Source organism: Flavivirga amylovorans (assembly GCF_030540875.1).
GTDB lineage: Bacteria > Bacteroidota > Bacteroidia > Flavobacteriales > Flavobacteriaceae > Flavivirga > Flavivirga amylovorans.
Genome location: NZ_JAUOEM010000004.1, coordinates 134,704 through 149,462 on the forward strand (window position 1 = coordinate 134,704; position 14,759 = coordinate 149,462).

Here is a 14,759-nt window from a genome sequence, read left to right on the forward strand (position 1 = left end):
ATTTTGAATTCAAAAATAACCGACCAGCTAAAGGAGAAATACGAGGCAATAGACCAGGATTATGAGACTTATTTAGAAGGGTTACTTCATAGTAAACCCATTAATTATTGGGATTATATTCAAACAGATGCGTTACTAAATCTTCAAATACAACGTACCGTTTTTCCAGATGAGATGGTGTTTATAATGTACCATCAAATTAATGAACTCTTGTTTAAAATGATACTTGGTGAGATAGATCAAGTAGCAAATAATGATGATGTAGATACGATTATGTTTACTTCAAAATTAATGCGCATTAGTCGTTATTTTGATATGCTTACCTCTTCTTTTAGTATTATGAAAGATGGTATGGATGTTGATCAATATAATAAATTCAGACATACATTAACACCTGCGAGTGGATTTCAAAGCGCTCAATATAGAAAAATTGAGTTTGCTTCGACTGAACTTATAAACCTTATAGACAAAAGATTTAGGGATACTATAGACAGGAATTCGTCTTATGAAAATGCTTTCGAACATTTGTATTGGCAAGCAGCAGGTAAAGATTATAAAACAGGTAAAAAAAGCTACCTGTTAACTGCTTTTGAGGAGAAATATAAAGAGGAGTTTATCAGATTTACTAAGTTTTACTATGGTAACAACTTGTGGTCAAAATTTAAGGCGTTACCAAAAGAAGCTAGAGAGAATAAAGAGTTAATAAAAGCCATGCGTCATTATGACTATACAGTAAATATAAAATGGGTTATGGCACATTATAATACAGCAAATCATTATTTGAATATAGGTGGTAAAACAGCAGAAGCCACCGGAGGCAGTGAATGGGTAAAATACATGCACCCAAAATACCAAAAAAGGATATTTTTTCCAGAATTATGGTCAGAAAAAGAAATACAAGAGTGGGGAACAGATATTTAATACTACTAATACTAGCAATATCTTTTATTGCCTGTAAAGATGAACCTAAACCTGTTATTTTAGAAGAAGAATTAGCAGTAGTAGAAGAGGTTCCGAAAGAAGTTTATGAATTCGGTTTTAACTTAAACGATTATGTTGTTAAGCGGGACACTATTAAAAGGGGAGATACTTTTGGAGTCATTTTAGAGCGTAACAAACTAGGTTATCCCAAGATATTTCACATAGCAGAAAAAGCCAAAGACTCTTTCGATATAAGGCGCCTTCAAGTAGGGAAGCCATATACATTGCTATGCTCTAAAGATACATTAGAACTACCGAAATGTTTTATTTATCAGCCGAACCCAGAAGAATACGTAGTTGTCAATTTTCATGATTCAATTCATGCATATACAAGTAGAAAACCTATTAAATATGTTGAAAAAGTAGCTACAGGAGTCATTACAAATAATATTTCGGAAACATTAGAAGAGCAAGGGTTAAGCCCACGGTTAGCATATAAAATGGCTGATGAAATTTATGCCTGGACTATAGATTTTAGACGCCTTCAAAAAGGAGATCGATTCAAAGTGATTTATACCGACAAGTATATTGACGACACTATTTATACTGGAGTACATAATATAAAAGCTGCATTTTTTGAGCACAATAAAGAACCTTTCTATGCCTTTGAATTTGAAACAGACTCTGTAAAAGGCATTATTGATTATTTTAATGAAGAAGCAAAAAATTTACGACGTGCCTTTTTAAAAGCCCCTGTAAAATTTAAGCGTATCTCTTCAAGATATAATTTAAAAAGAAGAATTGCAGTTTATGGATATAAAGTGCGCCCGCATAAAGGTACCGACTTTGCCGCTGCCATTGGCACACCCATTATGGCTACTGCTAATGGGACAGTTACCGAATCTAGAAGACGAGGTGGCAATGGAAATTATGTCAAAATCCGACATAATGCGACCTATGAGACACAGTATCTCCATATGAAAAAACGAAATGCAAAAGTTGGTCAGTTTGTTAAACAAGGCGATGTTATTGGTTGGGTTGGTATGACAGGAAATACAGGAGGCCCCCATGTTTGTTACCGTTTTTGGAAAAACGGAAGGCAAGTAGATCCTTTTAAACAAAAATTACCAGAAGCAAAACCAATATCAGATTCCTTAAAAGTTAAATATTTAGACTTCATTGCACCTATAAAAGTACAGTTAGATGCTGTTCCTTTTAAAGATGAAGTTTTAGAGGAAACGTTAGAAAATAAAAACAATCTAATTTCATTTAAAGATTAATGGCATTACCAAATATAAACCCTACGACAACAGAGTCGTGGAAACGATTACAAGAGCATTATAAAACTGTAAAAGATGTTCATATGAAAGATTTTTTTGCTCAAGACAATGAGCGAGCAAATAAGTTAACCATTAAATGGGACGACTTTTATGTAGATTTTTCAAAGAATAGAATAACAGAAGAGACATTTAAATATTTACTAGAATTAGCCGATGAGGTTAAATTAAAAGAGGCTATTAAAAGTCAGTTTTCTGGAGACATAATAAATCAAACAGAAGGGAGAGCTGTTCTACACTCAGCATTACGAGCTCCTAAAATTTCAGAATGTCATGTAGACGGTGTTAATGTAATCCCAGAAGTATATCAGGTAAAACAAAAGATAGAACGGTTTACTAATGAAGTTGTAAATGGAGACAGAAAAGGTTTCACAGGAAAAATATTTACAGATATAGTAAATATTGGTATTGGAGGATCCGATTTAGGTCCAGCCATGGTCGTGGATTCTTTGCAATATTATAAAAACCATTTAACGACCCATTTTGTAAGCAATGTAGATGGAGATCATGTAAATGAAGTTATTAAAAAACTAGATCCAGAGACCACACTCTTTGTTGTAGTTTCAAAAACATTTACGACTCAGGAAACACTATCTAATGCGAATACCCTTAAAGCGTGGTTTTTAAAATCTGCAAGCGAAGATGCTATTGGGAAACATTTTGTGGCAGTATCAACCAATATTCAAAGTGTGAAATCATTTGGAATAGATGAAAATAATATTTTCCCAATGTGGGATTGGGTTGGTGGTCGTTTCTCGTTATGGAGTGCTGTTGGTTTAACTATAAGTTTGGCTGTTGGATATAATAATTTTGAAAGCTTGCTTAACGGAGCTAACAAAATGGACGAGCATTTTAAAACTGAAGATTTTAAAACTAACATACCAGTTGTATTAGCTTTAATAAGTATATGGTATAATAATTTTTTCAAGGCAGAAAGTGAAGCCGTTATACCCTATTCTCAATACTTAAACCAATTTGCTACCTATTTACAGCAAGGCATTATGGAGAGTAATGGTAAAAGTGTTGATAGAAATGGAAACCCTATAGATTATGAAACAGGTACTTTAATTTGGGGAGAGCCAGGAACGAATTCGCAACATGCGTTCTTTCAATTAATACATCAGGGAACTAAACTGATTCCAGCAGATTTTATTGGTTTCACGAAGTCTTTACACGGTAACCAAGATCATCAAGATAAACTTATCTCTAACTTTTTAGCCCAAACAGAAGCACTTTTAAATGGAAAAACAGAGAAGGAAGTCATTGCAGAAGGCACACGTTCTGATATTATTCCTTTTAAAGTTTTTAAAGGAAATAAACCAACCAATACTATTTTTATAAATAAACTAACTCCTGAAAGTTTAGGAAAACTCATAGCCATGTACGAGCATAAAATATTTGTACAAGGTATTATTTGGAATATTTATAGTTATGATCAATTTGGAGTGGAATTAGGGAAGCAATTGGCTAGCAAAATTTTACAAGAATTTAACAATAGCGATAATAGTGACCATGATTCTTCTACCAGCAACTTGTTGAATTATTATAAGAGTTTAGCGTAAAAGAGTGTAGAATTCTTAATGAAATTAAAGAAAAGGCATTGATATTTTAATATCAATGCCTTTTCTTTTACTGTAAATGTTAAAAAGTTTAACATATGCTTAACGGTAGTGTACTAATTATCCGTACTTTTGCATTGACTAAATTCAAATAATTAATTCTTTTTTAAATCATGAAAAAAACTACTCATTTTTTCTTGACGACTGTGGCGTTCTTATTTTCTACAGTTATCATGGCTCAAAGCACTGTTACTGGTACAGTAATAGATGCTGAACTTAATTCCCCGCTTCCAGGGGCGAATATTGTTGAAAAAGGAACCTCTAATGGGATTTCTTCAGATTTTGATGGTAATTTTACTTTAACAACCGGAGCATCTTCAGGGGAAGTTGTGATTACGTACGTAGGGTATAGTTCTATTACCATATCATTTAATGGAAATACTAATTTGGGTACTATTAAATTGGCACCAGATAATTCACTTGATGAAATCGTTATTACTGGTACTGGTGTAATTGATTTGGCAGAAGACAGAAATACACCTATTGCTGTATCAACTATTAAAGCAGCAGAAATTCAGGAAAAAGCTGGTAACTGGGATTTGCCTGAAGTTTTAAAATCGACACCTTCCGTACAAAATATAAAAGGAGGTGGATTTGGTGATGGTAGCATGTTTTTACGTGGATTTGATCAAACCAATACAGCATTTATGCTAAATGGACAGCCAATTAATAGTCCAGAAGATGGTAGGATGTTCTGGTCTAACTGGGCCGGAGTACTAGATGTTGCCAATGCAGTGCAAATACAACGTGGTTTAGGTGCTTCAAAACTAGCCATTTCGTCTGTAGGAGGAACGGTGAATATTGTTACTAAAACTGTTGATAGAAAAGAAGGTGGGTTCCTTCAGCAAATGATAGGTAATGATAATTATACTAAGACAAATATTTATTATTCTACAGGTTTAATGGAGAATGGATGGGCATTTTCAGGAATGTTTGGTCATTGGCAAGGTGATGGATACGTGGATTATACTGATGGACAAGGACAAACATATTTTTTATCATTTGGGTACAAGCCTAATGAAAATAACTTATTCAATTTCTTAATTACAGGAGCGCCTCAATGGCATGCTGCAGCTGGCAGAGGCGATATTGAAGATTTTCTTGATAATGGAAGACGATATAATTCATGGAATTTTGATGGTGTTGATAGCCCTAACCTGTTAAATGGAGGAAAATATCCAGGAGGTAGAAACGTGTATCATAAACCAGTAGCTAACTTGTCTTGGGACTGGAATATTAATGAAAACTCTTCACTATCGACTGTTTTATATGGGTCGTTAGGTAGAGGTACATTTGCATTTACTATAGATGATGATAATGATATACCTTTATATGCAAGAGGGTCTAACAATAACCATAACTGGTATGGATTAGTATCAAACTTTGAAACTCAATTAAATGAAAATTTAAGCTTGAATTTTGGAGCAGATGTGCGTTTATATAATGGTATCCACTTTAGAAGTGTAAACGAATTTCTATCGGTTACCTCTGTAGAAGGGGATAATGATACAAATGATAATATAAATGTATTAACTGAGACTTTTGGAGGTATTAACCCTTGGGATTTAACATTTAATACTAATGATGACCATACACAACGCTTTGGATATGATTATGAAGAGCAAATTAACTACGGAGGCGTATTTGGACAGCTAGAATATAGTAACGATAACTTTTCAGCATTTTTTCAGGGTTCAGTTTCAACTCAGTCTCATGTAAGAACCGAGTTTAAAGAAGTACAGGTAGCTGGTCAATCAGAAGAGTCTGAAAAAGTAAATAACCCTGGGTTTAATACAAAAGCTGGTGGTGCTTATACTATAAATCAAGACCACAAGGTTTTTGTTAATGTTGGTTATTATTCACGTCAGCCTTTTCATAGTGTTTTGTTTGTAAGTGATAGAAATAGCAATGAATTGGTTGAGCCAGAGATTGAAAATGAAAAAATTACAGGTTTGGAAGCTGGGTATCAGTTTAAAAGTGATAAAGTATCTGCTAACGTAAATGCATATTATACAATTTGGGATAATAGAACAGATTTACAAACAGAGGGTAACCAAGGGGATAATGATTTTAGATTGTTTCAAACACAAGGTGTTAAGCAAGCCCACTTGGGAGTGGAGCTAGAAGTGTTTACGCGTCCTATGGACAACTTAAAAGTTAATGGGTTTTTATCCGTAGGGGATTGGACGTATGATGGTGATGGTTTAAGAAGAACTTTTGATGAAGCAGGAAATGAAATAGAATCTGCTGCTACTGTTAATTTAGATGGTGTTAAAATTGGAGGTGGAGCTCAACTTACTGCAGGACTTTTTGCTGATTATGAGTTTTTGCCAAGATTTAGTGTAGATGGAACCTGGAATACGTATAGTAATTTATATTCTCAAGGGGCGGCTACTGTAGAAGAACCTTCTATAGAATTACCTGCTTACGATACTGTAGACGTTGGTTTGTCTTATAAATGGTTATTAGGTAAAAATGATAAAAACTCATTACAATTTAGAGTTAACATCAATAATGTTTTTGATGAGGTTTATATAGAATCTCTTAATGAAAATAATCCATTATCAACAGATCCAACACAAAACTATAAAGGGGTTAATATCGCAAACCAAGGACGCTTTGGTTATGGTAGAACATGGAATTTTAGTATGCGTTATAACTTCTAATCCAGAAAATCATATAATTTTAAACCGCTTCAAGTTGAAGCGGTTTTTTTATGCTTTTTAATTATTACATTTGTTTTAATAAATTTAAATATTTGATATATGTATGATATTGTGAAAATGCTGCATTCTTATTGGGCGTATTTAGTACTTTTAGTTTTAATCATAGCAACTGTAAATGCTTTAATAAAAACATTTGGAGATAAGGAATATGAAGCTACAGACTTTAGAAAATCACTATTTACTTTAATCGTATCACATATACAGTTATTAATAGGGTTGATACTGTACTTTGTCTCTCCCAGATTTGAGTTGTGGAGCGAATTAGGAGGTGGTGTTATGGGTAATTCTTTAGCAAGATTATATCTTGTAGAGCATCCTTTTGTAAATATAGTAGCAGTAACTTTAATAACTATAGGCTATTCTAAGCATAAAAAGAAACTAACATCTAAAGCTAAATTAAAAACCATAGCCGTTTTTTATAGCATAGCTTTAGCCTTGTTCTTATCACGAATTCCCTGGAGTTCTTGGTTAGGTTAAAAACAAAAAGCTGTCTAAAAAATGATATATTTTGTCATCAGAACACTGCGAAGAATCTTATTGGTTAATGAATCAAAATATTAAAACCGTTATAGGATTCTTCATTTCATTTTGAAAGACACTTTTTAGACCCTTTTGGTTTCTAAGTTATTTTGTCGTTCCTGCGCCATGTGCAGAACTTGTTTCAGTAAGGCAGAAACGACATGTATTATCATGTTATTGATATTTAATAAAGACAAGAACTTTTAAAATCACCTTAAGTCTACTTCATTTCTTTAATAACATACATATAAACAGGAAAGTGGTCACTATAGCCATTTGTAAAACATCCGTTAGAAAAACTTCTTAGAGGATAGCCTCTGTAGCGACCATCTTTATAAAATAAGTAACTTTCGTTAAAAATACCTGCTTTATAAAATCTAAAAGAAGCATACTCTTTTTCAAGTAATGGCTTGGTAATGATAATCTGATCAAATAAACTCCACGTATCTCGATATGCTGTAGTACCTAATCCGTTTCTGTAAAACTTTTCAAAGGGGTTATAAAGTTCCTTAAAGCCTACTTTTTTCTTGTCTTTTTTAGCCTTTAGTATGGTTTTAATGCTTTTGTTTGTAGGGTCGTCATTTAAATCACCCATAATAAAAACTTTTGCATAAGGATCTATTACCTGAAGTGAATCAATTAGGTATTTATTTAGTTTAGCGGCTGCAATACGTTTAGGTCTGCTTCTGGCTTCACCACCACGGCGAGATGGCCAATGATTAATAATAACATGAATCATTTCGCCTTCTAATTCTCCACTAACTAATAATTGGTCTCTGGTGTAAACACGTTTTCTGTTTGTGTTATCATAAATTTTAAGTGTATGGTTACTGGTATACAGTGGTACAAATAAGGTTTTTTGATATAATAAACCAACATCAATACCACGAGCATCAGGAGAATCAAAATGTACAATACCATACTCTTTATCTCTTAGTAAAGAATCGTTAACAAGGTCTTCCAGTACATCTCGGTTTTCAATTTCAGATACCCCAATAATAGCGGGTTTATTTTGAGTTACTGTATACCCAATACCTGCAATTACTTTGGCCATATTTTGCACTTTCTTTTTATATATTTTGGCTCGATCTGTTTTTAATTGCATCATGGGGCTATATTCATCCAGCTTATTGGGGTCGTTAATAGTGTCAAATAAATTCTCCAAATTATAAAAAGCAATTGTGTGGATTTTATAGCGTTTTTTTTCTTGTGCTTGTATGTTTACAATGCACAGAATAAATAATGTGATTACCAATAATGGGTTTAGATATTTCATATAAACAATTATTCGTCTAAATCAAAAGTAGATAATTTCTTTAAATAAAAAGAAGCTTATTCTTACAAATTATATATATTCGCAAACAAAATTAAACAAGGTTATAGGAGTGATTATGTTTTTAATGGAAAATATAGAAGTTGTATTAAAAAAAATGGTCTTTACTCCTCTCTTATTATTTTCAACACTTTTCACATTCTCCCAACAAACTCTTATAAAAGGGAGTGTAAAAGAGTCAATGTCATTCTGGCCTATTAAAAACGCTATTATTACTATTGAAGAAACGAAACAGCAAACAGAGACAGATGTTTTAGGTGAATTCGAATTCTCTGTAAATGTGCCTTTAGGGGAACAAGTTTTAAGGATTTCAAAAGTAGGATATATAAGCAAAAGATATCCTATTATAGTTAATGAAAATGAAACCGTAAATATTACTGACATGACTTTAGAATTAGATATTTCGTCGTCTCAAGACCTGTTTACAATAAGCCTTTCAGATGATGAACTTGATACAGATACTAATGAGTTAGGCAACATTTCAGGCTTATTACAATCATCTCCAGATATTTTTCAACGCACAGTAGCCTTTGAGTTTAGCTCCTCTTTTTTTAAGTTGAGAGGCTTAGATTCAGATCAGGGATCAGTTATGATTAATGGTATAGAAATGAATAAAATTTATAATGGGCGCCCACAATGGAGTCATTGGGGAGGGTTAAACGATGTGATACGTAATCAGGAATTAAGCTCAGGTTTAACACCTTCCAAATATACTTTTGGAGGACTGTTAGGAACTATAAATATTAATACTAAAGCGTCTCAAATGCGTCCAGGAAAACGTATAACATATTCATCATCCAATAGGAGTTACACCAATAGGTTAATGGCTACCTATACATCAGGGTTATTGAAAAACGGATGGGCTTATACATTATCTATAGGAAGACGTTGGGGGAACGAAGGGTATCAAGATGCCACATTGTATCGTTCTAATTCAATTTTTACTTCCATAGAAAAAGTAATTAACGATAAACATAGTTTAAGTTTTACGGGTATTTATGCTCCCAATAAAAGAGGAAAGTCATCACCAAATACTCAGGAAGTTTATAATTTAAAGGGTATAAAATATAATGAGTATTGGGGGTGGCAATTAGGTAAAAAACGTAATTCTCGTATTAAAGAAGTTAATGAACCTATTGTTATGCTAAACCATTATTGGAGTATAAACGGTAAAACAAAATTGAACACCAATATTGGTTATCAATTTGGAAAACTGGGAAACAGTCGTTTGGCGTATGGAGGTGCTAATAGAATCGTGAATACTAATGGTACTATCGTTTTTGAGAGTGGAGGTAGAAATCCAAGCCCAACTTATTATCAAAAGCTTCCAAGTTATTTTGAGAGAAACTTTTCAAATGATTTAGAGTTTGCTTACGGTGCACAGCAAGAGTTTTTAAATAATGGACAACTTAATTGGCAGCAGATGTACGATGCTAATTTAATTCAAACATCCCAAGGCAGAAATTCAACGTATATGTTGTACGAAGATAGAGTAGATGATAATCAATTAACCGTAAATACTATTTTAAGTAGCGAGTTAAGCGAACATATTTTATTTAATACATCCATTAACTATAAAAAGCTGGAATCTAAAAATTACGCTCGAGTTCTAGATCTTCTTGGCGGTTCCGGCTTTTTAAATATCGATAGTTTTGATGGCGTTCAATTCGATTTAAACCACCCGAATACAATTTTAGAGGTAGGAGATGTTTACAGTTATAATTACAATATACAAGCCAATGTCCTTTCTGGTTTTGCACAAGCACAGTTTACATATAATACAGTAGATTTTTTTGTATCAGGACATATCACCAATACACAATACCAAAGAGAAGGGGTATTTCAACATGAAACGTTTCAGAATAATTCCTTTGGTAAAGGCGAGGTATTATCTTTTACAGGATTAGGTGTTAAAGCAGGTGGCACGTATAAAATTACGGGCAAACATATCGTAGATATAAATGCAGGCTATATTATAAAAGCACCTTCTATTCGAAATAGTTATTCTAATTCCAGAGCAAATCACAACATCGTTCCAAATATTTCAGAAGAGAAAATAATGTCTTTTGATGTGAGCTACATTTTTAGATCACCTATTGTGAAAGCTAAAATTACAGGGTTCTATACAAAATTAAAAGATGCTAATGAGATCTCTTTTTTCTTTGCAGATGGTATAGGCAACGTTATTGCAGAATCTGGAACGCAGCAATCTGGTAATGACGACAACGAATTTATTCAAGAGATTCTACAGGGTATCAATAAAAACCATTTAGGTGCAGAATTAGGCATAGAAGCTCAGATAACACCAACTGTTAAATTAAAAGGAGTTGCCGCTTTAGGGCAATATACTTATGATAATAATCCAGATGTATACCTGTCTTCAGATAGATTTGAAAATGTATATTTAGGAACTTCTAAACTTAAAGGCTACAAATTAGCAGTTGGTCCACACCAGGCCTACTCTATTGGTTTTGAATATCGAGATCCAAAGTATTGGTGGTTTGGTGCTACTGCCAATTTTTTTGATAAAACCTATGTCGACATTAGCCCGTTAACCAGAACCGATAACTTTTTTACAGATGTTGATGGTTTACCATTTATTGATTATGACGAGGAGGTTGCTAAAACACTACTTAAACAAGAAACTTTCGATGATTATATGGTTGTAAACCTTGTAGGAGGTAAATCGTGGAGGGTCAATCAATATTACATTGGATTTTTTGTAAGTATCAATAATGTTTTAGATGAAGTTTTTAAAACAGGTGGATTTGAACAAGGAAGAAATGCTAATTACAGGCAACTAAGAGATGACCAGGCTCTAAATAAACCTGTTTTTGGATCTAAATATTGGTACGGTAGAGGTGCTACGTATTTTCTAAACCTATATGTCAATTTTTAGTACATGATAAAAATTAATACAAGGTCTAATGTCTGGTCGAGCGCAGTCGAGACCTTTTTTCGACGACTATGAAATAAAAAAAACTTTCGTTTAGCTCCGCTAAGTATCTTTAATATAAAATACATTTTATATTTCGATAATGCTCGGGGAGACACTGTTATAATTAATAAACTGTCAATTTTTAAAAAAGGTATAATGAATTATATAAATAGATTTTTAATTCTAAGTATTTCAATGGTATTTGTCTCTTGTGTAGATGAAGATTATGATATTCCAAGTCCTAATGAGACAGAAAACATAGCCATTCCAACAAACCAACTAACAACCTTTAAAGCCATTTACGAAAGGTTTGAACAAGCAGAAAACAAAGGAAACCTTATAGCGTTTATAGACGAAGATTTATATATTGAAGGTTATGTTATTTCAAGTGATCGGGCTGGAAATTTCTTTAAAGAACTCATTATCCAAAATAAGATAGATGCTAGTAACCCAGATAATGACCCAAGACTTGGTCTTAAGTTAGAAATGAATGTAGGAAGCTTATCCGATACTTACGAGTTTGGAAGAAAAGTATATGTAAAGCTTAAAGGTTTAACGATTGGAGAATCTAATGGGGTTTTAGCAATTGGACGCGGTGAAGATTCTAAAATAGAACAAATACAGGATTTTGAGTACCAAAATATAGTTATAAGAACCTCAGAAGTGGCTACAATTACACCTAAAATCAGTTCATTAATTCATTTAACAGAAGCCGACGAAAATACTTTGATTCAATTAGATAACATGCAAATTAATAGATTCGATCTGGGGTTAACCTATGCAGGTGAATCTACCGATGCTTTTGATGGTTTAAGAATATTAGAAAGCTGTGAATCGGGAGCTTCTATGTTATTGCAAACAAGTACGTTTTCAGATTTTAAGTCATTGCCAGTATCGCAAAATAAAGGACGTATTCAAGGTATATTTAGTAGAGATTACAGAGATGATTTTTATGTATTGATTGTCAATAGTTCGTCCGATATCGCTTTTGATTCTGATGAGCGCTGTGATCCTATAGAGTTAGATTGCGGATTAGCACCTGAATTAGGAACGATGAATTTGTTTTATGAAGATTTTGAATCCCAAAAAAATAATAAACTCATAACTGGTAATGATTGGACCAATTATATGGAGACAGGCAACGAAGGTTGGGAAGCGTATTCTTCAACATCTAGCAATGCTTCTTTAGGAAGGTCGGCCAGATTTAAATCTGCAAGTTCTGGTGACGATAGTAATATTGGGTGGTTAATAACACCAGCCATCAATCTGGATATGCAGGAGGGTGAGACCTTAAGCTTTAAAACCTCCAATAGTTTAGCCGACAGTAGTTATTTAGAAGTGCTATATTCTTCAAATTGGGATGGTGCCGAAGCTAGCATCACTTCGGCAACCTGGGACATATTATCTGCTGCATATATTGTTAAAGACACCGATTCTTTTGCACCCTGGTTTAATTCTGGTAATGTGGATTTGTCTTGTATTGAGGGGACTATACACATCGCTTTTAAGTATGCAGGTAGTGGACACGAAATCTTTGATGGTGTTTATGAGTTGGATGACGTTAGTATTGATTATTTGCCTTAAGATATGTTAGAATAAGGTTCTTGAATTCTTTAAAAGAACGTTTTACTATTACCAAATCTAAATAACTCCAGATTATATTTGGTATATTTATTGTGTAAAATAGCGTATATTTGAGTTATAATATTTACTATTATGGGAGCATTGGAATTAAGAGAAAAGTGGAAAAAATCTATAAAAACAGTTGATGACCGTTTTTTACAGATGGTAGATGCTTTATATGAAGGATACTTTAAAAATGAAACGGTTGCATATCATCCTGATGGAACTCCGATGTCTCGTCAAGAATACAAAATGGCATTAGATACAGCTGAATCGCAAATAACAGAAGGTGATTATATATCAGCTGATGAGTTTGAACAAGAAGAAGACTAAATGCCTAATAAGATTGCCCAAGTTGTTTGGACACGACAAGCTAGAGAGTGCCTCAATGCTATTTTAGATTACCGATATAAAGAAATTCCTTCTGCCAGAAAAATTGTTAGAAAAGATATTATTGCTACTTCTAAACAAATTGTATTTGCTGAACAATATCAGAAGGATGAAATTTTTCCTAAATACAGAAGGATTATTGTAAGAGATTATAAAGTTTTATATAAGGAACAAAAGAGTATTGCCTACATCCTAAACGTTATTTGTACTAGAGTTGACTCAGAACATATCTTTTAAATTATTAAAAAATATAACTTATTGTTGTAGCATATCGTGTAAAAAGACACCGACTCTTTTGCACCCTGGCTTAATCCTGATAATGTATTTGTCTTATATTACTGGTAACATACACATCGCTTTTAAGTATACAGGTAGTGGACACGAAATCTTTGATGGTGTTTATGAGTTGGATGACGTTAGTATTGATTATATACCCTAGATAGTCTTGTTTTTTAAAATACAATGTCAGAGCAAAGCGAAGAATCTCACCCCTGCTATACCTTAAATGAAAATTAAAGGATTACATAACGATTATATTTATGTGCTTACTGGTGTTTTAGATTCTTAAGTCGTAAGCTTCGCTTATATCTTCAAACAAAATATATTTTGTTTTCGATAGCCTTCTGAATAACAGAGCAGTTTCTTTTATAGAGTCACATCATTGAAGAATACCGATGCAAGCTTCCCCTTTTGGCAGAAAAATTGTTTAGTTAGTAGATATTATTGTTCCTCCGAAACAAATTGTATTTGCTTAACAAAATATCAGAGAGATTAAATTTTTCAAGATATAAAACAGTATATGAGAGCTTATAACGTTCTATATAAAAACAAAAGGGGGAGTATACTTACATCTTATATTTTTTGCCTCTAATTTACTTTTTTTTATTCAAATATAGAGAGCGTTGTTATTTAATAATCAAATTATTGATACTCACCAGACATATACACGATATCGTCTGTAGTAATGCACAATTTTATGTTTTTTATAATTAAATCCACTGGAATTAATTCACGGTTATTATAATAGGTATTTGGGAATAATTTAAAAAAGGCATCAAATTCTTTGTTTGATAAAGCCTTGGTTCCTATGTTGTAGGCTTGGTTGGCATAAATAATACCAAGAACCTTTAATCCTGTTTTACAATGTTGTTTAATGGTATTTGAGAAGCCCGATTTATCGAATATCAATATTAATAAAGCTAGTGTAATGTAGTGCGACAATAAAAAGTCCTGCGGTGATTTCTGCGTTTCGGTTTCTGGCATGGTTAAAGTTTTAAAGTTAGTGAAACTCAATTTTGAGGTTTCACCTTAGGCGAAGGACACAAAATTGTAAGTTGAACTAATCCCGTTTTT

Annotated in this window: 11 protein-coding genes; 9 read left to right on the plus strand and 2 right to left on the minus strand. The window is 32.9% G+C overall.

The window, feature by feature from the left end:
* Positions 1–3 precede the first annotated feature (3 nt).
* The 5 genes from Q4Q39_RS12290 to Q4Q39_RS12310 all read left to right on the plus strand — a co-directional run bounded on the left by Q4Q39_RS12290 (position 4) and on the right by Q4Q39_RS12310 (position 7,080).
* A complete protein-coding gene (locus Q4Q39_RS12290) occupies positions 4–921 on the plus strand; it encodes a tryptophan 2,3-dioxygenase family protein (protein ID WP_303282789.1) in 918 nt (305 codons plus the stop codon).
* Positions 879–2,201, plus strand: coding sequence for a peptidoglycan DD-metalloendopeptidase family protein (locus tag Q4Q39_RS12295; RefSeq protein WP_303282790.1), 1,323 nt, complete (start codon positions 879–881; stop codon positions 2,199–2,201). The genes Q4Q39_RS12290 and Q4Q39_RS12295 overlap by 43 nt, the downstream gene beginning before the upstream one ends.
* Positions 2,201–3,820 (plus strand): glucose-6-phosphate isomerase, encoded by a 1,620-nt coding sequence (gene pgi / locus Q4Q39_RS12300; RefSeq protein WP_303282791.1) that lies wholly within the window; start codon positions 2,201–2,203, stop codon positions 3,818–3,820. The genes Q4Q39_RS12295 and pgi overlap by 1 nt, the downstream gene beginning before the upstream one ends.
* A gap of 170 nt (positions 3,821–3,990) precedes the next feature.
* Entirely contained in the window at positions 3,991–6,543 is a 2,553-nt protein-coding gene (locus tag Q4Q39_RS12305) for a TonB-dependent receptor (RefSeq protein ID WP_303282792.1), read from the plus strand.
* Positions 6,544–6,642: 99 nt separating this feature from the next.
* A complete protein-coding gene (locus tag Q4Q39_RS12310; RefSeq protein ID WP_303282793.1) occupies positions 6,643–7,080 on the plus strand; it encodes a hypothetical protein in 438 nt (145 codons plus the stop codon).
* 262 nt (positions 7,081–7,342) lie between these two features.
* Here the strand turns inward: Q4Q39_RS12310 and Q4Q39_RS12315 are convergent, their stop codons facing one another.
* A complete protein-coding gene (locus Q4Q39_RS12315) occupies positions 7,343–8,398 on the minus strand; it encodes an endonuclease/exonuclease/phosphatase family protein (RefSeq protein ID WP_303282795.1) in 1,056 nt (351 codons plus the stop codon).
* Between the two features lie 154 nt (positions 8,399–8,552).
* On the opposite strand from Q4Q39_RS12315, the gene Q4Q39_RS12320 reads away from it, so the two are divergent.
* The 4 genes from Q4Q39_RS12320 (at position 8,553) to Q4Q39_RS12335 (ending at position 13,643) form a co-directional block, all read left to right on the plus strand.
* Positions 8,553–11,354 carry a carboxypeptidase-like regulatory domain-containing protein gene (locus tag Q4Q39_RS12320; protein ID WP_303283170.1) on the plus strand — a complete coding sequence of 934 codons (2,802 nt, stop codon included), beginning with the start codon at positions 8,553–8,555 and terminating at the stop codon, positions 11,352–11,354.
* Between the two features lie 195 nt (positions 11,355–11,549).
* Positions 11,550–12,977 carry a DUF5689 domain-containing protein gene (locus Q4Q39_RS12325; protein WP_303282796.1) on the plus strand — a complete coding sequence of 476 codons (1,428 nt, stop codon included), beginning with the start codon at positions 11,550–11,552 and terminating at the stop codon, positions 12,975–12,977.
* Positions 12,978–13,109: 132 nt separating this feature from the next.
* Positions 13,110–13,349 (plus strand): hypothetical protein, encoded by a 240-nt coding sequence (locus Q4Q39_RS12330; protein ID WP_303282797.1) that lies wholly within the window; start codon positions 13,110–13,112, stop codon positions 13,347–13,349.
* On the plus strand, positions 13,350–13,643 hold the full coding sequence (locus Q4Q39_RS12335; RefSeq protein ID WP_303282798.1) for a type II toxin-antitoxin system RelE/ParE family toxin: 294 nt from the start codon (positions 13,350–13,352) through the stop codon (positions 13,641–13,643).
* A gap of 684 nt (positions 13,644–14,327) precedes the next feature.
* Here Q4Q39_RS12335 and Q4Q39_RS12340 read toward each other — a convergent pair.
* Positions 14,328–14,669, minus strand: a complete 342-nt coding sequence (locus tag Q4Q39_RS12340) for a hypothetical protein (RefSeq protein ID WP_303282799.1) — start codon at positions 14,667–14,669, stop codon at positions 14,328–14,330.
* Positions 14,670–14,759: the final 90 nt, after the last annotated feature.